Raw genomic sequence first — 26,611 nt, 5'->3', positions numbered from 1 at the left:
AAGGAAGCCCAATTATACCTTATTTTTCAAATCTTGATTGAGATCTTAATAATTCTTTAACAATAATTAGAGATTAAAAAGAAATTTATTTAAAAAACGAATTAAAAAGTCTTATCAAAGAATTTTTAATGAGAAATGACAAATTATTTTGAAATAATTGAATTAGATACAATTCTTAATTTTAAAGTTAAATCTTACAAATACAATACTGTTAATTATTGTTAATAAGTTATTAAAGTTATATATAACATTCTAAAGTATGCGCTTATATTATTGCAAAATTTTTCCAAAATTTGTTAAATTTATGGTAAAAATATTGATTTTGCAATAAATTAGGTGTATAAAATAATTGTGTGAAGTTTTTACTAATGCACATATGAGTAAATTTCAGCAAATAAGGGGAGGAAAATTTAGAAAATAAAGCAATTAGATAAAAACTCTCTATTATGCTTATTTAATTTATTTTCAAAAGAGAAAGAAAAAATGAAAAAAAATACTAATAATTTTACTGAATTAGTAAATAAAATATTTAAATCAAAAAATGGTAAGTGATTAACAAAAAAGAGACTTTCTATTGTTTCACTTATATCTATTGGAACTATTGGAACAATAGTTCCAGTTAGTATTGTATTAACAAATAATAATATTGTAGAACCTCAGCCAATAGGTTATAGTTTTGCAGGTAAAGAGTTTTTAACAAAAGAAGAAGTTTATAACTATGCTTATAATGAAGCACAAAGAACTTTTAACTACGAAACAAATATTTTTAAATTTGACAATCAGTTATTTAACACAAAAGAAGAACTAGATTTATATATAAATCAGAAATTCAAAATCACAGAAGAAAAAACAATGAGAAATCCAGGCAATTATACAATTAATGCTTCTGGAGAACTTTCTTCTGATATTGTAACTTCTAATGTAGAAGAAGAGGTTAAAGTTTATAGGGGTCATGATAATCAAGCATATCTTTCAAGAGATAATGCTTTAGAAACATACTTTAATTATGAATCATCAATTTTCGTTGAAGGTAAAGAAACAAACAATGAAAGTGATGCAAGATCATACTATGAAGAAATTAAACTAAAAGAGTTGGAAAAAAGTGATGATAAAACTACTTGCTATTTGCAAAGTGGAATATGTCAAACAGAAACAGAAATTAAATCTTGATTAAGAAAAAATATGACAACTGGTTTTGAATATAATGGAAAAGCTTTTTCCGATTATAACTACTTAGAATATGAAAATTTAATAAAACCTTTAGATCCAAAATTATCTAGAGAGCATATTAAAGAAGTTTTAGATGCAGATAAAAAATCTTATTGAGCACAAGTAGGAAATCTTAATTTACAAAATGGATATTTAGTTGGTCCAAAATATTTTGAATCAACTGAAGAGATTAAAGATAATAATATTAAATTTGAACAAACTGGTTCTGTTGATATTAATCCTTTAATTGCTTATAGTTATGCTGTCAGTTTATCATCAATGACAAGTACTGTCATTGATATTGTTTTGCCTTGAATTCATAAATCCAATTCTGGTGAAAAAAGTAATTTTGCCTCTTTTGAATATTTGCAATATTTAAAAGAGAATATTGATTGGAGTCAAGAAGGTAAGGAAGAATTAGAATTTATAATGAGTAATATTAAACAAAATTATTTTGAAGATGCGTCAATGGATTTAAATCTTATTAAAGATAAAGAATTTACAAATTTTAATAAATTGCTAGTTGTATTTAATAAATTATTAATAAAAAGTAAAGTACATAGAATTGGTGTTTCTTATGAAGAGTTAGAAAAATCGTTTGTATATATATTAGCAGATATAATTAATTCACAAGAAGAAATGGTTGAGAACGTTTTTTCAAATGATTCTGAAAATGGATTGGAATCTTTAAGAGAAAGTAGTTTTGAAGATATATATTCTCTTTTTATAAATGTGGATAAATTCTATTCAGAAGGTGGTGCAAATAAAAGATTACTGGATGGAGTTGTAAAATTTCAAAAAATAGCAGAAACTGTAATGGAACCACTTGAAAAGCTAAGCAAAAATAAGAAAAAAACTGAAAATACCTTTAAAGATAAAAATACTTCTCAGTTGCAAATAGATAGTAACATGGAAGAAATTAATAAAGAAAATCAAAAGGAAATTGAAAGTAAGAGTGAAGATATTTATAAAGGAATTGGTTTTAAAGGATTTACAGATAAGAATTATAATTCAAAAGCAAGTGCTACTAGTTTAGTATCAGGATTAAGTTGAGTAGGAAAGGCATGGAGTATAAGTCAAGCTTTAAGTTTTATGTCAGTAGTTAGTTTTGAAGCAAAATTAGATCAAAATACATCATTATTTTATACAGTGCCTACAATTAAAATTCCTTTAATTAATATATCAATTAAAAAACCAAATCCAAAAGTAAACGTTATAAAAATTTCAGATTCAGCAATAAACTATTTAGTTCCAAAAAACCCAGAATCTTCATCAACAACTATTTATGAGTTTAAAAATAAGTATTATTTGCATAAAGATACAGCAGAAGAAGAGTTAATATTAGATGCCTACAAAAATCCTCAAAATTACTTCTCTTCAAGAAAAATATTTGCAAGTATTATGAACAAAAGCAAGGTTTATACATTAACAAATGATAAATTTAATAAGCCCGTAAACTCACCAGGAGGATTTACTTGATCTGAATATCAAGAAGCTTTAGTTAAAGAAAAGGAAATATTTATTGAACAGCTATTTAAAGAAGAATATGTAATTCATAAAAAAGAATACTATTTAGATGGTTTTGGAAATGCTTTTGAAAATAAGTATGATGCAATATCAAGTTTAAAAGAAAACATTGCTAATTCCAAATTTAATAAAAAATATTTTTATATAATGAAAAATGGTGAAAAAATTTATAAGGATAGTGAAGAAGAAATTATTTCCTTCATTAAAATTAATCAACCTGTTGAATCTAAGTTAATTATTAACAGTGATCTAATAAAAACTTCAATCTATGATAGTTTAGAAGAATATCAAGGAAGTCAGTATGACTTTTATAAGTTGGATTTTTATGGACAAAATAAGTATTTTAAAACATTAAATCAGTTATTAACTTATCTAGATAATAATATTAATTATCAAGTAATTAATCAAAATGGTGAGTTAAAAACCTTTGATTTTAAAGACAATATATTTTTAAATGAATGAGAATTTAGAAAATGAATTGAGCAACAAACTCATGAAGTTTATTAAAAGAGGGGTGAAGTAAACATGTTTAAAAAATTATTATATAAAGTAAGTTTAGCTCTGGTATTAAGTAGTTCAACTATACTACCGTTACTTACTAGTGAAAACAATATTAGTAATATAAAATTTCGCAATTTATCAAATCAACAAATTGAAGAGCTTTATAAGGATATAGAAGAAAATAGACTATATATTGGAGATACTGAATATAGTTATTTTGATGGAAAGAAATTTAATTCTCCTCAGGAACTAGATGAGTATATTCTAAAAAATAACTTTGTACAAATGCAATTGACTTCTTCAAATCCATCAAAAATTATTAAAAATTATGAGCATATGACATTAGATGATAAAAAAATTTATGATGTTAATATCAATAATTTTAGTCAAGTATATAGAGATGCTTTTGGAAATATAGCTCTTTCAAAAGAAAATGCATTAAATACTTATGCTAATTTGGGAAATGTAAAAGCAAAGTACAGTTATGATCAAATTGAATGATTTGATACACCTGATGAAGCCAAAAATAATGAAAAATATAATCTAAAAATTAATAAATCTTTATACTATATTTATGCAAATGAATACTATAATGCTTTCAATCAAAATGATGTTGAGGCTTTAATATCAAAATTTACTTCTGGATATTATGTCAATAAAAAAACAGGATTAAATCAACAAGCAATTAAACCAATTAATTTCTTTGGAACTCAAGAAGAGAGTTTTGCTAAATTAAAAAGAGAGTTGGAATCAGAATTTTATGAAGGTTATTATAAAAATTTATTGGATACTAACTCTAAATATAGAATAAAATTTATGCCAAAAAAAGATTATAGAATAACAGTTCAATGTCAAGGAGCAAGTGATGATTATGGTTTTGGTGACTATGTTAATTTGGAAATGTTAGATAATAAAACATTTAATTCTTGATCTTCTTTTCTTGGAGAATTTAGAACTAATTGACAAAGTCAGAAGGAAGGTAAGAGACCTTATTTAACAAAGACTTTTAATTTTAAATATAATGAAAAATCATGTAGTAATGGAAAAATTAATTTAATGCATTCTAGTTATAAAAATAAAAAAGTTACAATAGATGATTTTAGTTATTACGATGAAACTCGTACTTCTTTTACAGGATATATTACAAAAGATAAAATAAGTGGAGATGAAATATGATTCTCACCAGAAATGGGAAATGCATATACAACAAGTGATATGACACAAGATAATTTAGCAAATTTTTATAGTAAATGATTCTCAAATTATTTTAATGGATTACAAAATTTTGAAAATCCAAATAAGGAATTAACTTTTAAAGATCTTAAAAATAATAATTTAAATTTAAATAAAGAAGGATCTATTGCAAAAGATAAATTATATGATGTTAATGGTAATCAAGGTTTCAAATACTCATTAATTCAAAGTTATAATGACTTTTTACCAATAAAGGAAAGAATATTAAAAGAGCCTTATATAATTGATAATAAAGCAATGTATAAAATGAGAGAAGATTTTTATGTTACAGAAGAACAATTAGATAATTTTTTACCACTGCAAGGTACTTTTAGTTCTGTATTAAAATATTCATATGGAACAGATCAAGATTTATCAAGTAGAGATGGTAAACTGTTGGCAAATACCCTTGAAGAGGCCAAAGAAAAGGAAATTATAAACAGTAAAAGAACATTACAAAAAAAATATATAGTTTATGATGCTTTTGGAAAAGTAGAATCATCTGGAGAAAGTGAAGAGGCAGCATTAAGAAAATTACATAATAATATTTCATTAACAGCAAAATATGTACATAGAGATGAAATAAAAACATGAGATCCAAATTTTAAATTATCTTATGATAATATTATTTCAGATGGTAGATATGCTGTGTATAGAATTAGAGATGTAAATGATAGTTCTAACTTTATTTATTATCAAAGTCAGGATTTAGCACTTGATGCCGTTAAAAAGGCTGCTAAACAAAATAGTAATATAAATGTACAAGTTTATAAAACTTATTTATATAATTACCAAACGAGTTTAGGTTTGACTATACCTTTATTAATTTATGATAATGATATTATGTCAACTATAAACAAAATTATAGAAATTGAATCGTCAAATATTTATTAATTAATTTAAAAGGAGAAATTATGAAAAAATTATTAACTTTATTTACAGCAATAACTTTATTTGCTTCAACTTCAACATCTGTTATATCATGTCAAAGTGAGAAAAAATTTGAATTACCAGATCAACCAAAATCTGGAGATGATATTGTAGAAGCATTAGATAACTATGTTTTAGAACAAGAAAAAGTGGACATAATTTTGGCAAAGGAGTTGGATGAATGTAAGGAATGTAGTAAAGAAGAACAAAATAAAATTAAATTAAATAGCGATGCTTGACAAAAAAGTTGAATATTTGAAACATTTATAAGAGCTTTTAAATCTTATAAAATGATGCAATTAGACTATGAATCTTTAAATTCAAAAATATCAAAGGTAACTTATTTTAGAAATCAAACAGATACTTTTGATGAATTTATTGAAGTGTGACAAAAGGATGAAACTTTAAATAATAATACAAAAGAGTATATGTTAGAAATTCAAAAATGAGCTAAACAAGAAGCAATCCATGAATAAAAAGAAAAATAGTAATTTAATTTATACATAATTCTATATTTATTAATTCATTTAAAAGGAGAAATTATGAAAAAATTATTAACTTTATTTACAGCAATAACTTTATTTGCTTCAACTTCAACATCTGTTATATCATGTCAAAGTGAGAAAAAATTTGAATTACCAAATCAACCAAAATCTGGAGATGATATTGTAGAAGCATTAGATAACTATTTTAGAACAAGAAAAAATGAACGTAATTTGAGCAAAGGAACTTGATGAATGTAATGAATGTAGTAAAGAACAAGAAAAATTAATAAAATTAAATAGTGAAGCTTGACAAAAAAGTAGAATATATGAAACATTTATAAGAGCATATAAATCTTATAAAATGTTGCAATTAGACTATGAAACTTTAAATTCCAAAGTTTCAAATGTAACTTATGTAAAAAGAGAAACAAGTACTTTTGATGAATATATTGAAGGATGACAAAGGGAAGAAACTTTAAATAATAATACAAAAGAGTATATGTTAGAAATTCAAAAATGAGCTAAACAAGAAGCAATCCATGAATAAAAAGAAAAATAGTAATTTAATTTATACATAATTCTATATTTATTAATTCATTTAAAAGGAGAAATTATGAAAAAATTATTAACTTTATTTACAGCAATAACTTTATTTGCTTCAACTTCATCATCTGTTATATCATGTCAAAGTGAGAAAAAATTTTAATTACCAGATCAACCAAAATCTGGAGATGATATTGTAGAGGCATTAGATAAATATCGTTCTGAGCAAGAGCGTGTCAATGAAATTTTAGGAAAAGAACTGGATGAATGTAAGGAATGTAGTAAAGAAGAGCAAAATAAAATTAAACTGAACAGTGATGCTTGACAGAAAAGTTGAATATATGAAGCATTTATAAGAGGTTATAGAAGCTATAAAATGCTGCAATTGAATTATGAAACATTGGAATCAAAGACATCAGAAATGATATATAGTAGAGATAATGAAGATTACTTTGATGAATTTATTGAATGATGACAAAAGGATGAAACTTTAAATAATAATACAAAAGAGTATATGTTAGAAATTCAAAAATGAGCTAAACAAGAAGCAATCCATGAATAAAAAGAAAAATAGTAATTTAATTTATACATAATTCTATATTTATTAATTCATTTAAAAGGAGAAATTATGAAAAAATTATTAACTTTATTTACAGCAATAACTTTATTTGCTTCAACTTCAACATCTGTTATATCATGTCAAAGTGAGAAAAAATTTGAATTGCCAAATCAACCAAAATCTGGAGATGATATTGTAGAAGCATTAGATAAAATTACTACTGAAAAAAGTCAAGCGGATGAAATTTGAAAAAATGAACTTGATGAATGTAATGAATGTAGTAAAGAGCAAGAAAAATTAATACAATTAAATAGTGATGCTTGACAGAAAAGTAGAATATATGAAGCTTTTATAAGAGCTTTTACATCTTATAAAATGTTGCAATTAAAATATGAAATTTTAGAATCAAAAATATCAGAAAAAACTTATACTATAGTTAATACGGACTACTTTGATATATTTATTGCATCAAAACAAAAGGATGAAACTTTAAATAATAATACAAAAGAGTATATGTTAGAAATTCAAAAATGAGCTAAACAAGAAGCAATCCATGAATAAAAAGAAAATAGTAATTTAATTTATACATAATTCTATATTTATTAATTCATTTAAAAGGAGAAATTATGAAAAAATTATTAACTTTATTTACAGCAATAACTTTATTTGCTTCAACTTCGACATCTGTTATATCATGTCAAAGTGAGAAAAAATTTCAATTACCAAATCAACCAAAATCTGGAGAGGATATTGTAGAAGCATTAGATAACTATGTTTTAGAACAAGAAAAAGTGGACATAATTTTGGCAAAGGAGTTGGATGAATGTAAGGAATGTAGTAAAGAAGAACAAAATAAAATTAAATTAAATAGCGATGCTTGACAAAAAAGTTGAATATTTGAAACATTTATAAGAGCTTTTAAATCTTATAAAATGATGCAATTAGACTATGAATCTTTAAATTCAAAAATATCAAAGGTAACTTATTTTAGAAATCAAACAGATACTTTTGATGAATTTATTGAAGGGTGACAAAACGATGAAACTTTAAATAATAATACAAAAGAGTATATGTTAGAAATTCAAAAATGAGCTAAACAAGAAGCAATACATGAATAAAAAGAAAAATAGTAATTTAATTTATACATAATTCTATATTTATTAATTCATTTAAAAGGAGAAATTATGAAAAAATTATTAACTTTATTTACAGCAATAACTTTATTTGCTTCAACTTCAACATCTGTTATATCATGTCAAAGTGAGAAAAAATTTGAATTGCCAAATCAACCAAAATCTGGAGATGATATTGTAGAAGCATTAGATAAATATCGTTTTGAACAAAAGCGTGTCAATGAAATTTTAGGAAAAGAACTGGATGAATGTAAGGAATGTAGTAAGGAAGAGCAAAATCAAATTAAACTAAACAGTGATGCTTGACAGAAAAGTTGAATATATGAAGCTTTTATAAGAGCTTTTACATCTTATAAAATGTTGCAATTGAATTATGAAACATTAGAATCAAAGACTTCAGAAATGATATATAGTAGAGATAATAAAGATTACTTTGATGAATTTATTGAAGAATGACAAAAGGATGAAACTTTAAATAATAATACAAAAGAGTATATGTTAGAAATTCAAAAATGAGCTAAACAAGAAGCAATCCATGAATAAAAAGAAAAATAGTAATTTAATTTATACATAATTCTATATTTATTAATTCATTTAAAAGGAGAAATTATGAAAAAATTATTAACTTTATTTACAGCAATAACTTTATTTGCTTCAACTTCAACATCTGTTATATCATGTCAAAGTGAGAAAAAATTTGAATTACCAGATCAACCAAAAACTGGAGATGATATTGTAGAAGCATTAGATAACTATGTTTTAGAACAAGAAAAAATGAATTCAGTTTGAGCAAAAGAACTTGATGAATGTAAGGAATGTAGTAAAGAAGAACAAAATAAAATAAAATTAAATAGCGATGCTTGACAAAAAAGTTGAATATTTGAAACATTTATAAGAGCTTTTAAATCTTATAAAATGATGCAATTAGACTATGAATCTTTAAATTCAAAAATATCAAAGGTAACTTATTTTAGAAATCAAACAGATACTTTTGATGAATTTATTGAAGGGTGACAAAACGATGAAACTTTAAATAATAATACAAAAGAGTATATGTTAGAAATTCAAAAATGAGCTAAACAAGAAGCAATACATGAATAAAAAGAAAAATAGTAATTTAATTTATACATAATTCTATATTTATTAATTCATTTAAAAGGAGAAATTATGAAAAAATTATTAACTTTATTTACAGCAATAACTTTATTTGCTTCAACTTCAACATCTGTTATATCATGTCAAAGTGAGAAAAAATTTGAATTGCCAAATCAACCAAAATCTGGAGATGATATTGTAGAAGCATTAGATAAATATCGTTTTGAACAAAAGCGTGTCAATGAAATTTTAGGAAAAGAACTGGATGAATGTAAGGAATGTAGTAAGGAAGAGCAAAATCAAATTAAACTAAACAGTGATGCTTGACAGAAAAGTTGAATATATGAAGCTTTTATAAGAGCTTTTACATCTTATAAAATGTTGCAATTGAATTATGAAACATTAGAATCAAAGACTTCAGAAATGATATATAGTAGAGATAATAAAGATTACTTTGATGAATTTATTGAAGAATGACAAAAGGATGAAACTTTAAATAATAATACAAAAGAGTATATGTTAGAAATTCAAAAATGAGCTAAACAAGAAGCAATCCATGAATAAAAAGAAAAATAGTAATTTAATTTATACATAATTCTATATTTATTAATTCATTTAAAAGGAGAAATTATGAAAAAATTATTAACTTTATTTACAGCAATAACTTTATTTGCTTCAACTTCAACATCTGTTATATCATGTCAAAGTGAGAAAAAATTTGAATTACCAGATCAACCAAAAACTGGAGATGATATTGTAGAAGCATTAGATAACTATGTTTTAGAACAAGAAAAAATGAATTCAGTTTGAGCAAAAGAACTTGATGAATGTAAGGAATGTAGTAAAGAAGAACAAAATAAAATAAAATTAAATAGTGAAGCTTGACAGAAAAGTTGAATATATGAAACATTTATAAGAGCTTATGAATCTTATAAAATGTTGCAATTAGACTATGAATCTTTAAATTCAAAAATATCAAGTGGAACTTATTCTAGAATTGAAACAGAAGGTTTTGATATATTTATTGAAGGGTGACAAAAGGATGAAACTTTAAATAATAATACAAAAGAGTATATGTTGGAAATTCAAAAATGAGCTAAACAAGAAACAATCCATGAATAAAAAGAAAAATAGTAATTTAATTTATACATAATTCTATATTTATTAATTCATTTAAAAGGAGAAATTATGAAAAAATTATTAACTTTATTTACAGCAATAACTTTATTTGCTTCAACTTCAACATCTGTTATATCATGTCAAAGTGAGAAAAAATTTGAATTACCAGATCAACCAAAATCTGGAGATGATATTGTAGAAGCATTAGATAACTATGTTTTAGAACAAGAAAAAATGAATGCAATTTGAGCAAAGGAACTTGATGAATGTAATGAGTGTAGTAAAGAACAAGAAAAATTAATAAAATTAAATAGCGATGCTTGACAAAAAAGTTGAATATTTGAAACATTTATAAGAGCGTATGAATCTTATAAAATGATGCAATTAGACTATGAATCTTTAAACTCAAAAATCTCAAAAGTAACTTATTTTAGAGATCAAACAGATAGTTTTGATATATTTATTGAAGGGTGACAAAAGGATGAAACTTTAAATAATAATACAAAAGAGTATATGTTGGAAATTCAAAAATGAGCTAAACAAGAAACAATCCATGAATAAAAAGAAAAATAGTAATTTAATTTATACATAATTCTATATGTATAAGTTTTTTTTAATATCTATCTATCAAAAAATAACTCATTGTGTAAATTAAAATTATAAGCTAACAAAAAAATGTTTAAAATATTAATCATTTGATAGAAAACTAATAAGAAACTTATTAGTAGTTCAGTTTAAATAATAGTTTTTCATTAAAATCTTTATAAAAATCTGCTTTTTTTTATATAATAATATTGTAGAACGAGGAAATAAAGAAATGGCAAAAAAAGATTTACCAACAATTGCAAGACATGCCTGAGAGAATGCACCAAAATGCAATTGTGGAGCACAACAAGATACTAGCGATAGAGGTCATAAAAAATGCTTTAGATGTAAGGAACAAATGGAATATGGTGCATATCAAGGATGACAACCTAATAATTCAAATTGTTGAAATGTCGAGCATTTAAATCCCAAAGCACAAGGTGGTACAAATCAAAAGGAAAATCTTAAAGCAGTGCATAAGAAATGCAATAAATAGTACTATTATATAGAATAAGAACCTTAGATACTTTTATGTTATAAAACTTCTAGATTATAATTAATTAACAAAATAACATTTCCAGTATTAAAAGTATTTTTTTATAAGACAATTATATTTAATGGTGTTGCTATTATTTTTTTATAGTTATAAAAAAGAAGGTATTTATTAAGAGAGGATTCATTTTTTTAATAGAGTCTTTTTTTTTTTTTTTTGCAAAAATTAATTTATATTGATAGTGTCTATCAAAGTATATTAGTAAGAACTTCTGTACTTACAAATTTTCATAATTTTACACATCTTTTAAGGTGTTTTTTTGATATTATTTAATAAAAGGGGAATTAAAATTAATAAATTAAAATTTAAATATTTAATCAACAATGACATCTAAAATTAATATGATATCTAAAATAAAAATAATTAAACAGTTTAGAAGATTATAAATTAGTTATAAGAAAAATATTAAATCTTTAATAAATAATAAGAGGTTAAAAGTGGTGGAAAAATAAAAATGGAAAAAAGTGAATTAATTAAAAAAAATATAAGTACTAAAAGTAATTTTGATACAAATTATAATAAGTTTTACAAGTACACAATATGAATCTCATTTTGTCTTCTTATTATAGTTATATGATCATTATATTTTATTTATCAAGAAGATAATTATTCTTTAAACAGAATTTTAATATTAATAGGCATGCCTTTTATTTATTTAATATTTGTCTCTACTTTTGTTTTTATTGGAGTATGCATATTAAAATATAGAAGTAAATTATTTGAATTAAAATTAAAAGAAATAGATTGAACAAGCATTTATTATTCAAACAATAAAAATAAATTTGATATAGAAAATGTTACTTTAAATAAATTTAATATATCATATTTTGAATTAAAACAATTAATAGAAGATAAAGTTGAAGAAATTAATATATTAAATTCAATTATTATTAACTTAAATAAAATTAAAATCAGTATATCTTATGAAAAAGTAATTATAAATAAAAAAATGAGTGAACTTAACCTAATATATACAATTGAATTGGATTCTAGGATTGAAAATAAAGGTAAAATAAATAAAATCCTTGATTTAATTAAATTAAAGAATTCAGATGAGATAATAGAGAGTAACTCAAAAAAACTTTTGAAATTTAAAAAAAGTCTTTGCTCTATTGATAAGATATTGGAAGAAATTAAAAAGCATAAGGGTACAAGAACCTATCGTACAATGAAAACAACCAAAAATAGAATTAAAGAGATTAATAATAATATTTTAGGGTTATTTTATTCTGTTTTACATAATCAAAAAAATATGTTGCAAGAATATGAAAAGCAAATAAATAAAGATATTGAAAAAACTAAAAAAATATTTATTTAAATAGCTTATTTTTCAATAGTTTAAGGGAGAAAAAAATGGAAAAAAAACATTTGAGCGAAAAAAATATAAGTATTAAGGAAAATTATGATACAAATTATGTAAAGTATATAAACTATATTATTGTAATTTGTATTTCTATTCAAGCTTTAACTCTTCTATTAATTACTACATTTTATAAAATAAATGATGTTATTACAATTGAGATTTTAATGGCTTTATTAACAGCAATTTTTTTACCTTTAATAGCTATTTTATTCTACCTTTGTTGTATTTTATTAGATAGGAAAAGTAATTTATTTTATCTTAAATTAAAGGAAATTGATTGAAAAGAAATATATTCTTTAGGCAATAAAGAAAGTTTTAAAATTGATAGTATTACTTTGAATAAATTCAATATCTCTTATTATGATCTAAAGCAGTTAATAAAAAGAAAAATTGATGATATTAGCATTTTAAACTCTATTATCATTAACTTAAATGATGTATCAATTAAATTCATATATGAGAAAATAATTTTAAATGAAGACACTAATGAACTCTCTCTAATTGTTTGTGTTAATCTAAATTTCAATATTAAAAACAAAAAAGAAGAAAATAATATTTTTAACTCGATTAAATTAAAAGTAGAAGAAGAAATTGTAGAAGCTATTCCAAATAAATTTTTAAAACTTAAATTAGATTTATGTTTAAAAGAAAGAGTATTAGAAGTTATTAAGAAGGATAGATTTACAAAAACATATCGTACATTGAAAACGACTAAAAATAAAACTCAAGAAATTAATGATAACATTTTAGGGCTTTTTTATTCTGTATCACATAATAAAAAAAATATTTTAGAAAAATATAATGAACAAATAGAAAAAGACATAAAGAGAATAGAATTATTTATAAATTAATAAAAAATTTTGTATCAATGATTATTTTATCTGAGAATAGCTTATAAGTTCTGAGTCACAGTTGCAAAAATTAATTATTTTATGTAACTTTTAATTATGATACTTATAAACAAATGAAATTAGTAAGAAGGAAAAAAATGAAGAAATATTCAAATATTATAGATGAAGAACTTAAATATAATAATATCCCTAAAAAATATGAAAGAAATTTTTCAAATAGAAAGTCTATACTATTAATGTCTTTTTTACTAATTTTATATTTAGTTATACTTATTGTTTTTTTATCATATATTTTTATTGCTAATAATATCTTTGTAGAGATTGTATCATTAAGTGATGGAAGTATTATTTGCTTTCTATTATTTCTTCCTTTTTATTTTTTTATTACTGTTTTTATGAAATTAAAAAACATTAAAATTAGTTGGCACTGTAAAAAAGTAAAAAAGATAAATTGAATAAAGCTATTTAATTTTCATAATAGTTATAACTTCAAGACTTTAAATTTAAATTTAGAGTTACTTTATATTGAAGAAAAATTATTAACTCAATTGATAGTAGATAGAACTATAAAAAAAATATTAATTAGTAATAATATTTTATTATTGATTAATAATATTGAAATTAATGTTAATCATTTAGAATTGTTAATTTCTGAGGATGAATTATATTTACAATTAACTCATGAAATAACTTTTAATAAAAAAATATCTTCTATTGAAATTAAAAAAATCTTCAAAGGCATTAAAGATTTTACAATAGTTGAAAAAAATAATAGTATAACTAGAATTGTATCTACTAATAACTTAATTTTGAAGCAAAAGCTAATTAAATATAGCAGAGATTATTTAAGCAAGAAATTATATATAAAAGATTTTTCATTTTCAGATTACATTTTTGGCTTATATGCACAAGATAATTATACTAAAAAAAATTTTTTAAATTATTATAATGAAGCAGTTTTAAATGACCTTCAAAAAATATTTTATTTATTGACTAATAGTAGGGAATAAATAAAATATTTTTTTGCATATCAGTCAAAAATATTTTTATTTCATTACTGCAAAAATATTAGTGATACTTATTTTACTATTTTTAATATAATTAACATTATTTTTTAAATCATTTAAAGAAATGACTTAAAAAATATTAATATAATTAGTTTAGTGTCTTATTGATTTTATTCATAAAAATAATTTCACTGTATTGGCTTCGAATTAATTAAATAATATACTAATTATTAGTTATTAGAGAATAGTATAGACTTTAATCAATCAAGTAAGTCAATTGAGTAAATTATATTTTAAATATTTTTGAATAAAGATACTTAGTATATTAAACTAAATCAATAAATTTACTTCTTTAAAATTAGTAACTAATTTGTGAAAAAATAACTATTAAGTGGAGAAATCATTAAATGCTTTTATAAGTACTTAGTTTAAATTCCTTGGATAGTTATTATTTTGATTAATACTTATTTATGTTTTCTTATGCTATTATAAACATATAAAGGAATTATAGTAATGATAGAAATAAAAAATTTAAATAAAATTTTTAAAAATGGTGAGGGAATACAAGATATAAATCTTAAAATAAATTCTGGAGAAATAACTGGTATTCTTGGCCCAAATGGAGCTGGAAAGTCTACATTATTGAAGTTAATTTTTAAAGAATATAAAAAAGATAGCGGAGAAATAATTTATAATAATGGAGATGAAAATTTAAGTAAATTTAGTTTTTTTACAGATCAATCACTTTTTCCTAGAAATATTTCATTAAGTTTCTTTTGTATGTATAGCGCGGAATTAGCAGGAATAAAGTCTAAAGAAGCAAAGAAAAGAATGAATCATTTATTGGAATTATTAGAACTTGAAAAATATAAAAGCAAACCCTTTAGATCTTTATCTGCTGGTATGCAAAAAAAAGCAATGTTGGCAGCTTCTTTAATTAATGATCCAGAATTTATTTTTCTTGATGAGCCAACAGCAAATTTGGATGTTAATTCTAGAATGGAATTAATAACTTTATTGAAAAATATGAAAGAAAAAAATAAAGCAGTAGTTATTACAAGCCATATTTTAGATGAATTACAAAATATAATAGATAGGGTAATCATAATTGATTCGGGAAAAATAATTTTGGATAAAAAATATGATAAAAATGTAGAGAATTTAGAAAAATTGTATTTTGATACGATAAAAACTCATGATAAAAATAAATCTTTTGATAGATTATTGGAGTGAGATAATTAAAATGATTTTTTACACTTGCTTTAAATACTCAATTCTATCAATTCTTAAATCAAAGACTTTTATATTAGTTAATTCAATATTTTTAAGTTTAATGGTTGTATTAAATTTATCTTTTGGCTTATATATTAAAATTTCAGAAAAAGAAATGGCACAATTATTTGTATTAGAATATATAAATGTAATTTTAATTATGATAGAAATAGTAGTTTTATCACTATTATTTTCAAATGAGTTTTTTTATAATCAAAAAAGAAATGGTATTAAAACCATTGAAGTTAAAAATGGAATGAAAGTTTGACAAATATTTTGCTCTAAATTAATTGCTTTAATTTTGATGATTTTAGCAGTTTCTTTTGTGTTATCTTCTGTTATTGTTATAGAAAATTTAATTATATTTAATGAAAACATTTATGTAACAAAGTTAATTTTTGTAAATCTCTACTTAGTATTTCTTGTTCCTCTTTTCTTATTTTCTTTAAATTTATTAATATTAAGTTTAAATATACAAAAAGTATCTTTAATTTTTTCAAGCTTTTTTCTTGGTTTGCTTAGTGTATTTCACTTTTTTAATGCTGCAGTTTATGATTATGAAAGCTATAATCCAGCTTCAATTGGTTCAAATAATGCTGAAATATCTAGTTATAGAATTTATTTTAATTATTATATACAAAAATTCAAACATGAAAATGAACATGAAAATGAGTTCTTATTAAATTTAAAAGACTTTAACGATAAAAACTTAGATTTAAAAAAAGTATTATATTATGAAGGAAATGAAAGTTTTGACTGTAATGGTAATAATTTTGATAAAGGTGAATTAAGTTGTGACATGAAAGAATATTATAACTACTTTCTAAATAATAATTCTTTTTATAGAAGTGGAAACTTATTTTATAATATTGATTTATTTAATAGTTTTAATAAGACATTTTTAGCAAATAAAGAAGATTATCGAGAGTTAGTATATGATAAAGAGATTATCGAGAAAAATAGTTTATTTAATGAATTGCAAAATTTTGATATTAAAAAGTCTGATTATGATCTATTTGAAGATAATAACTATCTATTAAAAAGCGTTTCACTTCTAAAAGAGTTACAGTTATATATTAGTGAACTTGAAAAACACTTTAAAAATAGTGAGGAGTTTAATTTTTATTATAATGATCTTAAAAAAATTAATAAAGTGATTCTAGATATTTATCAAAAAGGTTTTTATTTTAAAAATGAAGATTATTTTTTATATAATGATTTAGGATTAATTTCATCTGAAATGAAACAATACTTTAGTGATATCTTTGGCAAGGAATCTACTCGCATAGATAAAAGAAAAATAATTTTTGAGTTGCAAGAAATATCAAGTGGTAAATCACTTTATCAAGGAATTCTTTTTTACATAATAAATAACTATGATGAAGATAAACTATTTTTATCATCAAATCAAAAACCAAATGATTATATCCCAGGTTTTTTTGGGATGTCTAATTATTATACAAGTCCATTTTTATGACTAGAGTTTATTACTAAATTTGGATTAGTTGAAAAAAACTATGACAATATAGCTACAATAAATACTTCACATTTTATTCATACTAATAATTTTATTAAAATAAAATATGATATTTTTCAAGATGAAGATACTGGAAAAGAAAGATATATTATTCATGATTATTCTTATAAAGGGCCAAATACTGTCTTGTTAATATTTTTAATACTAATTTATTGCACATTATTAATTCTATTGTCTTATCTCTTTTATAAAATTAATTTTTATAAATAATTAATAATTTATATTAATTTCTTTTAAATACTGTATATTTTAATCTATTTTTAATAATTTATTTTAATAGAATTGTTAAAAACTACCGCTTATCCAAAATTTTTATTTAAATTTATTAGGATTTAAATTTTCTGAATATAAAAACTTAATAAAATGTATTAATTAAATGTGATAAAATATTAAAAATTTAAGGGGAGTTTTAATATATGTATAAAATTAGTGACTTGCAAAATATAATACTAAATTTTCATTTTAGTATGTTTTCTAATATGAGATGTAAATTTTGCTTTTATGCGCCTCTAATTACAAAAGCAAATTATAAAAGGAATTTAGAAAATTGATTAATAATTATAAATAAAGTATATTTTTTTAAAGCTATAAATTTTGCTGGTGGTTAACCAATTCTTTTTTGAGATCAATTAAAGGAAATGGCAAAGTTATCAAAAAAAATAAATTTAGATGTTACATTAATTACTAATGGAAGTATAATTTTAAAAAAATCACAAGATGATGTAAATGATTTGCTTCAATATTTTGATAGTGTTGGTATAAGTATGGACTCTATAAGTGACAATATTAATCAAGAATCTGGATGGACAATTGACAATAGAAATTCACTTTCTGAAAAGGAATATTTAGAAATTGCAAAGAAAATAAAAAAAGCAGGATGTAGCTTAAAAAGTAAAGCCAAGTAAATGAAAAATTATGCAAGTAAGCTCAGTTGGTCAGGAATTACATAAGAATTTTATTATTACAAAAAAAGAGTTTGATAATTTTTTAAAAATTAATAAATTATTTGAAAAAACTGAGTTTATAAAATCTATTGAAGATGAAGAAACTATTAAATCAAGTTATGTAATGATAGAAGGTGAAGAATATTTTTATAATTCAGACCAAATTTATGATAAGAAAAATATTAAAAGTTTATTAGAAGAGAATGTTGTCCCTATAGTGGAATTTAATAAATGTGATTTCAATATCGTATCACAAATAGAACGTTATAAAATTGAAAAATAGTAAGACAAAATTAAAAGATATTATTTCTATAATAACTAATTTTAGTAATAAAATAAAATATTTCTTTAAAGATTTTATTTTTTCACTTAATACATATATTTATACTAAAATATAGAAGACAAAAAAATATTAACTTATATTTTTTTATAATATAAGTCATTTTAAAATAAACTTTACTAATATAGTAGAAACAATTTTAAATTAAATAATATTATTATTGATAGAATTTTAAGGGGGGAAAGATTATAATGATTAAAAATGAATCTAATAAAATTAATTATAAAGACTTTAAACTCAATCACGAAAATGATATAATTTTAATTTTAACTATATCTGGTGTTTTTTCATTACTTGTTTTAATTATTTTTCTTATTACATTTACTTTTCTTAACTTTAATATTATTTATTTACTTGGATTATTTTTATTTGTAATTCTATTTATAGTGTTATTTTTTATTAATAAAAAAATATTTAAAAATCTTAGAAAAATAAATTATCAGAAAAATTATCAGAAATTATTGTTATTCAATTGAACTGATTTTTATAAAAAAAACTCAATAAAAGGCATAGAGATATTAAATGTAAACATTAATGCTTTCTTCATTCCCATAAAAAATTTATTTGTAAAAAATGATTTGATTTTTAGTGACAATTTAAATATTATTGATGAAATAATGAATGAAGAATATTTTCAAAAAAATTTAAAAGTAAATAATACTATAAAGTTTAGAATTTTAAAGCAAGAAATAGAAATCTCATATATGGAATTATTTTTAGAAGAGAGGACTAATAAAATTTATTGTAAGGTAAAAGTTAAATTATTTAATACTAAACATGAAAATGTTGTATTTAATGATTTATCAGAATTTCTAAATACTAAGAAGAAATATAAATTAGAAAATTCAAAAAAGGATACTATTATTACTTTCTATAAAAAAATTGATAGATATAATGATCTGGATAATTTAGATGAACTTCATACTAGTGAAAATAGATTAATAAATACAATATCAGTAATTCCAGGTCTTTTTAGTATGAGAAAAATGAATAATAAAAATTTTAATAAAAAAATGATAGATATTGTAAAAAAAGATTGCTTAAATTTAAAAACTTTTAACTTTTTAGATATTTTTTAGATATTCCTTTTAATTAATTACTAGGAATTATTTCTTATTATAAGGAAGTTTTTAATTAATGTAATTTCCTTTTGCTTGATAATATTTAAAATTAGTCCTTTTTATAAAAAATCAATTTATTTATTATCATTTATGTGATAGACTGATTAATATTAATGTAATATGAAATATTTTCTGTTTCTCTTTTTAAAATAATTAATATATTTAAAATTGAGTGTTTGCAAAAAGAGAGCTTTATTATTTCATACTATTCAATAAAATTGAAAATTGCGTTAATATTAAATTTCTAGATATAATTTGGAACCTATTAAAATCTTAAATAAATTAAGCAAAGAAACTGAAAAACTAAATAAAATATATTATGAAGAAGTTACTGAAGATGTAAATAATTCATGAGTCTGTTAAAAACATGCTAATGATTTATACGGTTTTACAATAGGCTTAGGTGGTAAAAAGTAAAAGTTGAAAGAGTGTGAAGTTATGATAATAAACAAAAGTAGTTTAGCCTAAAATGTTTATTTATATAAAGGTATTTATAATTACTTTTAAAATGCCTTTGTTTAAAATAATTGAAATTAAAAAAAGTTATATACAATTTATATATAACTTCTAAGTTTAAATTATTAATTTTTTTTTGAATTACACACTACGTGGGAAATTTGTAAGTTATTAATATCATCAGTTCCACCATTCTTTAAAGGAATTATATGATCAATATCTCACGCAAATTTAGAATTAGGCTGATTGCTTTTATGTGCTGTATAAACTATTTTATTGCTACATATTCCACATAATTTATGATTTGTATCACAATCTGATTCTTGACAGCCACAATCTTTTGCTTTATTTCAAACATCAATTGTTTTATTATTTAATTTCATCTTTTAATTTCTCTCTTTCTATGAGAAATTATCTTGATAATTTTTTTTGTTTTAACATGTTAAATTTTTCTCCTATTCTTTTATTTAATTGAAAATGTATATAAAATTTATTTTTTAATTCAAGTTGTTAAAATTAATACTAATAAAATTCAAATGACTAAATTATTTTCTATCAGTAATTTTTAAATTTATCGAGATAATCCTCACTTTTAAAATAACACTTTTTTAGCACTTAGTCAAGTAGTTTGCTAAAAAAAAAAAAAAAACTTCTTTTTATAAGAAGTTTTCTAGTCATTTGAATATTTATTCACATTAAGAATATCATATTTATAATAAATAAACAATAGATATAAATATCTTATATCTATAAATCTTATAATTTAGTTTATATAAGCTTTCATATATTTCGTAATTAGATAAAAAGTTAGAAATTCAGAAATTAAATAAAATTTTTAATAAATTAAAAATCCAATGTGTTCAAGGAAACAAAATAAGTATGCAAGATAGGATTTCTATCAACTTATCCATTATGGTGCTAAGAAAATTTATAAAATTATTAAAGCAGTTTTGGGAAGCACTTTATGAAAAACAGTTATAAGAAATATTTAAAGAATTAAGATGGTATCTTATATAAAGAGTTAGAAAAAAAGACAAACAAATTTAAAACAAAAGTTGTTTTTAATTAATTAAATATTCTAGTTATAACAGCTTTTATTAAAACGAATTTAGTACCCTTAAAGGTGTTTTTTTGGTATTATTTAATTGAGGAAATAATTAAAGGAGAAAATATATGAATGAGTTTGATAAAGATATTAGTGATTGTTTGCAGCAAATAAATACAAATATTACAAATGAATCAACAGATACAGAAATTTCTAAAATTAAGGATGAAATTTTTAGTTTACTAATAAGTAAAAAATTTAAAAAAACAAGTAAAAAAAAGTTAATAGAAAATATATTAAATAATGATGAAGATTCAATTCAAAATTTAAAAAAAATAATAAATAAAAAACTTGAATGAAAAAGAAATGAAAAAATAAAAGAATTTGAAAAAAAAGAAATTTTTAATATTATAAAAAGTACTCTATTTTCAAATAAAGATAAAAGACAAAAAACTAAGGATATTAAAAATAAGATTGAACAATTAGATAATGAAATTTATAAAGATTATGGTACTGTAATAACAAGAACTCTTGTTTATGAAGTTATTCAAAAACTAAGAAAAGAATTAAGACAAGAGAACTTTAAAAAAGGATATATAATATCCAAAAATGCTATTAAGGAAAAATCAGATAAAGAAGGTAAAGTTGATGGATGGGAATTTACACAAAATACTGAAAAAATTAAAATGTATTTAGAAATTGAATTAAAGGAAATAAGAAAAAAGGAGGAAAGCTTTTCTAAGTATTTAGAAATATTAGAAAAAAATATATAAATAATAATCTATTATGTCCCAAAATACAAGATTCATCTAATAAATAGATCTTGTATTTTTTTCTTTCTCTATCAAAAAAATATCAGTTAATTGATTTCCAAGAAGAGTCAATCTTTGATACTTTAGTAGTTTCAAATTCATAATTCTATAGTGTTTTCACTCTTCCATGTAAACTTTCATCTTCAACTTGAATAAGATTGTAAAGGGCATTTCCAATTAGTGTATAATACTTTTTATTTATCGTTGCTATAACCATTACTTTTAACTTTGACTTAAAGTAAATTGGAGTAAAACCCTTACATATAAATCACTTAGCTTTTTTAAAACTAATAGTATTACCATTATCAATAATTCTTTTACTTCGATAAGAGAAAACAATATTTTCATCATGATCAAATTTTCTAGTTCTGATTCTAATTGGTCAAAAGGTATTGAAAAATCTTGATTGTATTCCTGAATAAGATGGGGTAAATAATTATTTAATTGCTCAATATTTTTTTAAATCTAAGAGTCTAATTATTTGAGGTAATCTTCTTTGTAATGTTCCAAAATTTCTTTGAACTAATGCTTTTTCTTGAGGGCTTGACGTTGTTTTTGTATTTACTTCTAAAGAGTGAAAAATAAATTACAATTTGGTATTTGAAACGCTATCACAAAAGTGATCACGATTATTTTTACTACTAAAAACATTTCGATTATCACTAACATTTAATTTTGGTAAACCATAATGTTTAAAGGCTTTTTTATAGATACTATAATAACTTTGAGTAGTTTCTTGTTTGTTGAAATAACCTGCTAAAATTCTTTTACTAGTTTCATTAATTACAATATGCAAATGACATTTTAAGTTCTTAATCCATTGATGATTTGAAGCATCAGTTTCGTAGATTTCTCCAAACTTTACAATTTTCTTTTGCGTAGGATGGGGTTTGCTTGTTATAATTGAATTTAAAGATACTCGATTGTTAAATTTTCTTGGTTAGTTTTCCTTTAAATTTTTACGAATATCTTTTTTTGTTTTTCTGTTAAGAGTTTCAATTAAAATATTTTCTTTTATTAATATGTGTCTAATTGCAGACTAACTTATTTTTCTTTTTCAATTTAGCTCTCAATATTGTTTAATACTAAAGTCATAATATTTAGTTTGAAATAATTCAATTATTTCATCTTTAAATAATTGTTGAATTTTATTTATAGGTATTTTATTTGTATTTTTATGAATAAAAGCTTTTGCACCAATCTCTTGATACTCTTTAAGTTTTCTTCTTGTGTGTCTAACACTATAATCTAATTTAAAGATTGTATTTTTAATAGAGTCTTTTTTAAAGATAATTTCTTAATTAATCTTAGTTGTTCTTCTTTCATGGTATTTAATAGTAGTTTTTTCATATAACAACCATTTGTTGATCATAAAGGAGGACAAGGTTATTATTAAAAGGTAGGGGCAAAATTGCTTATTACTTATATAAAAATATTAATAAAATAGTTACAAATAGAAAAATATAATTAAAATAGTATATAATTTTTATGTCAATTAAGACGAAAGAGGTACTGAAATGAAAAAAATATTATCAATTTTAGCAACAACTAGTTTAGTTGCTTCAACAAGTGTAGCAGTTGTATCATGTAATACAAAACAAAATAGTGATTTTAAAATTCCAAAATTTCCTACTAATGTAGATGAGGCTAAAAAAATTATATTAGATTTATCTAAAGAACAGGCAGTTAGTCAATTAAAAATTGAAGAAATGGAAGAGCAAGAAGTTAGTGAAGTTGAGATTATAAATTTTAGAATTAAAAATAAATTTCTAGAAAATGAGGCAATTATAGTAGCATCAGCTTTCAAAATTAAAAATGAAGAGGGTGTAGATGCTGAAATTAAAGTTTGAACCTATAACAATGAAAAAGTTTTAGAGGAGACTTCAATGTTAATAGGAGACTATATTGATTTTTCAACAGAACTTGATGAAAATTATTATTTTTCTGAAACTGTGGATGGATTAATATCTACTGATATATCAGTATTTCCAGAATCAGTAGTAGGAGTTAAAGAAATGATTAATAACATGAAAGAAGTTAAAAAATGATGATTAGAGGGGCGAAACTTAAAATCTTTTAGTGAGCAGTTTAAATTAGAAAAAGTTTTACTTGTTGACAATGAAGATAAACAAGAAGCTCTGAAAGCAGCCGTTGCTTTAAGTAAAAATAACGATATAACTGTTCAAAATACAAAATTTGTTAATTGATATTCAAATGAAGCAGAAGAAAAAGATTCTTTCAGTATTGTTTCCATAAATAATAATGAATATTTAGGTTATGCGTTATTTAAATTTGCTATTACTAGTTAATAATAAAAAAATATTTTCAATTTACTGAGTATACTTATTTAAGTATTATTACTAATAAACGGTAGGGGGGTCTAAGTACATAGGTCTCCCATTTTTTTGTTTTATAATTCCGAACAAGATTATAATTGTATTAGCAAGAAAGGTTACATCTAAATGAAATATTCAAATGAGTTAAAAACTCAAGCTGTTAATAATTATATTAATGGAATTAAATTAAAAGATATTGCAATTAAATATAATATAAAAGCTAATTCAAGTATTTTAGATTGATATCAAAAATATCATGAGTCATCTGAAATTAAAGTATTTGATAGGAAAAACGTAGTAAAACCAATGAAGTTAGACTTTAAAATAAAGTTAGCAAATATAGCGAAGAGAATAAAGAATTGAAAAAGAAGCTTTTTGAATTAGAAGCACAAATTAAGCGAAGTGCTGATTTAATAGAACTTAAGAAGGAAAAGCCGAAAAAGCTAGATTAAAGATATTAAAAGACTTCAATATAAATCTTTCTAGAGAGACAATTATTGAGCTTAGAACGGAAGTTTTATTGAAATTAAAAAAAATAAATAGCTTCTTCTAAATCAAAAACAAGAATGGGAATAAGTAATCATAAGAAACATACCTCTTTAGATCTTATAAAAGGAGATTATATCTCTAATAAATATTTAGAAAAGATTGGAATTGATGGTACATGATTTAAAAATATTTATATTAGAGGAGTTAAAACAAAACGCTTATTTTTACCTGCATATGACTTTTACTCTAATGAAATTAGTTCATATTCAGTCGGCAACTCTGAAAATATACTAGTAACTCTTGAAATGTTAGAAGGTTTAGTAAGCAAAATGATTTTAGGTTCAATAAAGAAAATTATTATGCATAATGATTTAGGTTCTGCATTTATAAGTAAAGAAGCAAAAAAATTTTGTAAGCAACATAATATAATTAGATCAAATTCAGCTTCAGGTTTTAAAGGAAATAAATTTGTAGAACAAACACATAGATGAGTTAAAAAGTATTTTTATTTAATATTTGGTAATAAATTTTATAAGGATTAATATTTTAGAAGTTGTATTTATAAATTTGTTAAAATTTTTAATAGTATAAATATAATCTTAAAAAGTGGATGCACACGAAACGAAATGATCCAAAATTTTAGGAAATAATGTTACTTAGCATCCCCAATACCATTTTTTTACGTTATTTTAACAAGAGTTTAGCTCAAAGAAATAGATTGTAATAATTCTACATCTGCAATTACAATAAAAAAGCAGATAACGATGGAGCTGTTGAATTTTCATATGATATAGTAATATGTAATTTAAATAATAAAACTAATAAATTGAATATTATTAGAAGAATAAAGAAAAATGAATATTCATGAGAAGAATTTAGGGATTATTCAAAACATATGAAAAAAGTTAAGCAAATAATTGGAGAAAAATGGATTGAAGTTAGAGAAAAATATAAAGAAAAAAAGCAACAGAATTTAAAATTAGATGAAAAATATAAAAAAAATCTTTTTATATTTTTGTAGAAACAGTAGAAGAAACTATTAAATAAAAAATACAAATATTAAGCTACTAAGGATTAACTTTTTTACATAGATTTTTAAAATATCTTATATATTGATATAAATTATTTGTAAAAAATAAATACTTTATTTTGATTAAGTACTCAATAAAACAAAAAAATAAATTAGTATTTTTTATAAATCAATTTTTTATTAACATAGTATTCAAAAGTAATAGGAGTTGATAAATTAATGTCAAAAAATAAAATAAAAAGTCCAGATTTTAAATTAAGAGATGAAATATTTAAAGAATTAAGGTAAATGATTGAAAGAAAGAAGTAAATAAGTGAGAGTTAAATACATTTAAAGTAAAAGTAGTTTATAACTTTACAATTAAAATACCCAAATAATTGCAATTATAAGACTTTCTATACTAATTGCTTTAACAAAAAACACTTATTATAATTGAATTTCAAAAGGTAAGCCAAAAATTAAGACTATTAATTCAGATTTGATTTTGATAATTAATGATGTTTATAAAAATGAAGTTAAAATCTATGAATCTAGAA

Annotated in this window: 29 protein-coding genes; 27 read left to right on the top strand and 2 right to left on the bottom strand. The window is 21.7% G+C overall.

Annotation, left to right across the window (positions count from 1 at the left end):
* Positions 1-483 precede the first annotated feature (483 nt).
* The 23 genes from AAHM84_RS02285 to AAHM84_RS02175 all read left to right on the top strand — a co-directional run bounded on the left by AAHM84_RS02285 (position 484) and on the right by AAHM84_RS02175 (position 19,865).
* Entirely contained in the window at positions 484-3,243 is a 2,760-nt protein-coding gene (locus tag AAHM84_RS02285) for a hypothetical protein (protein ID WP_342259296.1), read from the top strand.
* An 18-nt stretch (positions 3,244-3,261) separates the two neighbouring features.
* Positions 3,262-5,364, top strand: coding sequence for a hypothetical protein (locus AAHM84_RS02280; RefSeq protein ID WP_342259295.1), 2,103 nt, complete (start codon positions 3,262-3,264; stop codon positions 5,362-5,364).
* A gap of 20 nt (positions 5,365-5,384) precedes the next feature.
* Positions 5,385-5,876, top strand: a complete 492-nt coding sequence (locus AAHM84_RS02275) for a lipoprotein (protein ID WP_342259294.1) — start codon at positions 5,385-5,387, stop codon at positions 5,874-5,876.
* Between the two features lie 66 nt (positions 5,877-5,942).
* Positions 5,943-6,143 (top strand): lipoprotein, encoded by a 201-nt coding sequence (locus AAHM84_RS02270; protein ID WP_342259293.1) that lies wholly within the window; start codon positions 5,943-5,945, stop codon positions 6,141-6,143.
* Positions 6,106-6,432, top strand: a complete 327-nt coding sequence (locus AAHM84_RS02265) for a hypothetical protein (RefSeq protein WP_342259292.1) — start codon at positions 6,106-6,108, stop codon at positions 6,430-6,432. The genes AAHM84_RS02270 and AAHM84_RS02265 overlap by 38 nt, the downstream gene beginning before the upstream one ends.
* 66 nt (positions 6,433-6,498) lie before the next feature.
* Positions 6,499-6,591 carry a lipoprotein gene (locus AAHM84_RS02260; protein WP_342259291.1) on the top strand — a complete coding sequence of 31 codons (93 nt, stop codon included), beginning with the start codon at positions 6,499-6,501 and terminating at the stop codon, positions 6,589-6,591.
* Between the two features lie 213 nt (positions 6,592-6,804).
* The gene (locus tag AAHM84_RS02255; protein ID WP_342259290.1) at positions 6,805-6,990 is read left to right on the top strand and encodes a hypothetical protein; all 186 of its coding nucleotides are present in this window, start codon (positions 6,805-6,807) and stop codon (positions 6,988-6,990) included.
* A gap of 66 nt (positions 6,991-7,056) precedes the next feature.
* Positions 7,057-7,548 (top strand): lipoprotein, encoded by a 492-nt coding sequence (locus AAHM84_RS02250; RefSeq protein WP_342259289.1) that lies wholly within the window; start codon positions 7,057-7,059, stop codon positions 7,546-7,548.
* A 65-nt stretch (positions 7,549-7,613) separates the two neighbouring features.
* A complete protein-coding gene (locus AAHM84_RS02245) occupies positions 7,614-8,105 on the top strand; it encodes a lipoprotein (RefSeq protein WP_342259288.1) in 492 nt (163 codons plus the stop codon).
* A gap of 66 nt (positions 8,106-8,171) precedes the next feature.
* A complete protein-coding gene (locus tag AAHM84_RS02240) occupies positions 8,172-8,663 on the top strand; it encodes a lipoprotein (RefSeq protein WP_342259286.1) in 492 nt (163 codons plus the stop codon).
* A 66-nt stretch (positions 8,664-8,729) separates the two neighbouring features.
* On the top strand, positions 8,730-9,221 hold the full coding sequence (locus tag AAHM84_RS02235) for a lipoprotein (RefSeq protein WP_342259287.1): 492 nt from the start codon (positions 8,730-8,732) through the stop codon (positions 9,219-9,221).
* A 66-nt stretch (positions 9,222-9,287) separates the two neighbouring features.
* Positions 9,288-9,779 (top strand): lipoprotein, encoded by a 492-nt coding sequence (locus AAHM84_RS02230; protein ID WP_342259286.1) that lies wholly within the window; start codon positions 9,288-9,290, stop codon positions 9,777-9,779.
* A gap of 66 nt (positions 9,780-9,845) precedes the next feature.
* Positions 9,846-10,337, top strand: coding sequence for a lipoprotein (locus AAHM84_RS02225; RefSeq protein ID WP_342259285.1), 492 nt, complete (start codon positions 9,846-9,848; stop codon positions 10,335-10,337).
* A gap of 66 nt (positions 10,338-10,403) precedes the next feature.
* Positions 10,404-10,895 (top strand): lipoprotein, encoded by a 492-nt coding sequence (locus AAHM84_RS02220; RefSeq protein ID WP_342259284.1) that lies wholly within the window; start codon positions 10,404-10,406, stop codon positions 10,893-10,895.
* 256 nt (positions 10,896-11,151) lie between these two features.
* The gene (locus AAHM84_RS02215; RefSeq protein ID WP_342259283.1) at positions 11,152-11,415 is read left to right on the top strand and encodes an HNH endonuclease; all 264 of its coding nucleotides are present in this window, start codon (positions 11,152-11,154) and stop codon (positions 11,413-11,415) included.
* A 511-nt stretch (positions 11,416-11,926) separates the two neighbouring features.
* On the top strand, positions 11,927-12,790 hold the full coding sequence (locus AAHM84_RS02210; protein ID WP_342259282.1) for a hypothetical protein: 864 nt from the start codon (positions 11,927-11,929) through the stop codon (positions 12,788-12,790).
* 35 nt (positions 12,791-12,825) lie between these two features.
* Complete coding sequence (locus AAHM84_RS02205; RefSeq protein WP_342259281.1) at positions 12,826-13,686, top strand: hypothetical protein; 861 nt, start codon at positions 12,826-12,828, stop codon at positions 13,684-13,686.
* A 137-nt stretch (positions 13,687-13,823) separates the two neighbouring features.
* Positions 13,824-14,696 (top strand): hypothetical protein, encoded by an 873-nt coding sequence (locus AAHM84_RS02200; RefSeq protein ID WP_342259280.1) that lies wholly within the window; start codon positions 13,824-13,826, stop codon positions 14,694-14,696.
* 510 nt (positions 14,697-15,206) lie between these two features.
* Positions 15,207-15,935, top strand: coding sequence for an ABC transporter ATP-binding protein (locus AAHM84_RS02195; protein ID WP_342259279.1), 729 nt, complete (start codon positions 15,207-15,209; stop codon positions 15,933-15,935).
* Position 15,936: 1 nt separating this feature from the next.
* On the top strand, positions 15,937-17,712 hold the full coding sequence (locus tag AAHM84_RS02190) for a hypothetical protein (RefSeq protein ID WP_342259278.1): 1,776 nt from the start codon (positions 15,937-15,939) through the stop codon (positions 17,710-17,712).
* A gap of 428 nt (positions 17,713-18,140) precedes the next feature.
* The gene (locus tag AAHM84_RS02185) at positions 18,141-18,407 is read left to right on the top strand and encodes a hypothetical protein (RefSeq protein WP_342259277.1); all 267 of its coding nucleotides are present in this window, start codon (positions 18,141-18,143) and stop codon (positions 18,405-18,407) included.
* A 10-nt stretch (positions 18,408-18,417) separates the two neighbouring features.
* Positions 18,418-18,729: a hypothetical protein gene (locus tag AAHM84_RS02180; RefSeq protein WP_342259276.1), complete on the top strand. Its 312-nt coding sequence runs from the start codon at positions 18,418-18,420 to the stop codon at positions 18,727-18,729.
* Between the two features lie 248 nt (positions 18,730-18,977).
* Positions 18,978-19,865 carry a hypothetical protein gene (locus AAHM84_RS02175; protein ID WP_342259275.1) on the top strand — a complete coding sequence of 296 codons (888 nt, stop codon included), beginning with the start codon at positions 18,978-18,980 and terminating at the stop codon, positions 19,863-19,865.
* A 623-nt stretch (positions 19,866-20,488) separates the two neighbouring features.
* On the opposite strand, the gene AAHM84_RS02170 is transcribed toward AAHM84_RS02175, so the two are convergent.
* Positions 20,489-20,746, bottom strand: a complete 258-nt coding sequence (locus AAHM84_RS02170; RefSeq protein ID WP_342259274.1) for an HNH endonuclease signature motif containing protein — start codon at positions 20,744-20,746, stop codon at positions 20,489-20,491.
* 790 nt (positions 20,747-21,536) lie between these two features.
* On the opposite strand from AAHM84_RS02170, the gene AAHM84_RS02165 reads away from it, so the two are divergent.
* Positions 21,537-22,181 (top strand): hypothetical protein, encoded by a 645-nt coding sequence (locus AAHM84_RS02165; protein WP_342259273.1) that lies wholly within the window; start codon positions 21,537-21,539, stop codon positions 22,179-22,181.
* A 625-nt stretch (positions 22,182-22,806) separates the two neighbouring features.
* On the opposite strand, the gene AAHM84_RS02160 is transcribed toward AAHM84_RS02165, so the two are convergent.
* Positions 22,807-23,016 carry a hypothetical protein gene (locus AAHM84_RS02160; protein ID WP_342259272.1) on the bottom strand — a complete coding sequence of 70 codons (210 nt, stop codon included), beginning with the start codon at positions 23,014-23,016 and terminating at the stop codon, positions 22,807-22,809.
* A 721-nt stretch (positions 23,017-23,737) separates the two neighbouring features.
* On the opposite strand from AAHM84_RS02160, the gene AAHM84_RS02155 reads away from it, so the two are divergent.
* The 3 genes from AAHM84_RS02155 (at position 23,738) to AAHM84_RS02145 (ending at position 25,587) form a co-directional block, all read left to right on the top strand.
* Positions 23,738-24,529, top strand: coding sequence for a lipoprotein (locus AAHM84_RS02155; RefSeq protein ID WP_342259271.1), 792 nt, complete (start codon positions 23,738-23,740; stop codon positions 24,527-24,529).
* A 153-nt stretch (positions 24,530-24,682) separates the two neighbouring features.
* Positions 24,683-24,940 carry a transposase gene (locus AAHM84_RS02150; RefSeq protein WP_342259270.1) on the top strand — a complete coding sequence of 86 codons (258 nt, stop codon included), beginning with the start codon at positions 24,683-24,685 and terminating at the stop codon, positions 24,938-24,940.
* Between the two features lie 182 nt (positions 24,941-25,122).
* The gene (locus AAHM84_RS02145; protein ID WP_342259269.1) at positions 25,123-25,587 is read left to right on the top strand and encodes a hypothetical protein; all 465 of its coding nucleotides are present in this window, start codon (positions 25,123-25,125) and stop codon (positions 25,585-25,587) included.
* Positions 25,588-26,611: the final 1,024 nt, after the last annotated feature.

Origin of the sequence: Spiroplasma endosymbiont of Dioctria linearis (assembly GCF_964030865.1) — a bacterium.
In the GTDB taxonomy this organism is placed as follows: domain Bacteria; phylum Bacillota_I; class Bacilli_A; order Mycoplasmatales; family Mycoplasmataceae; genus Spiroplasma_A.
Note: the sequence above shows the minus strand (reverse complement) of the source record. Positions and strands in the feature narration are given on the sequence as shown.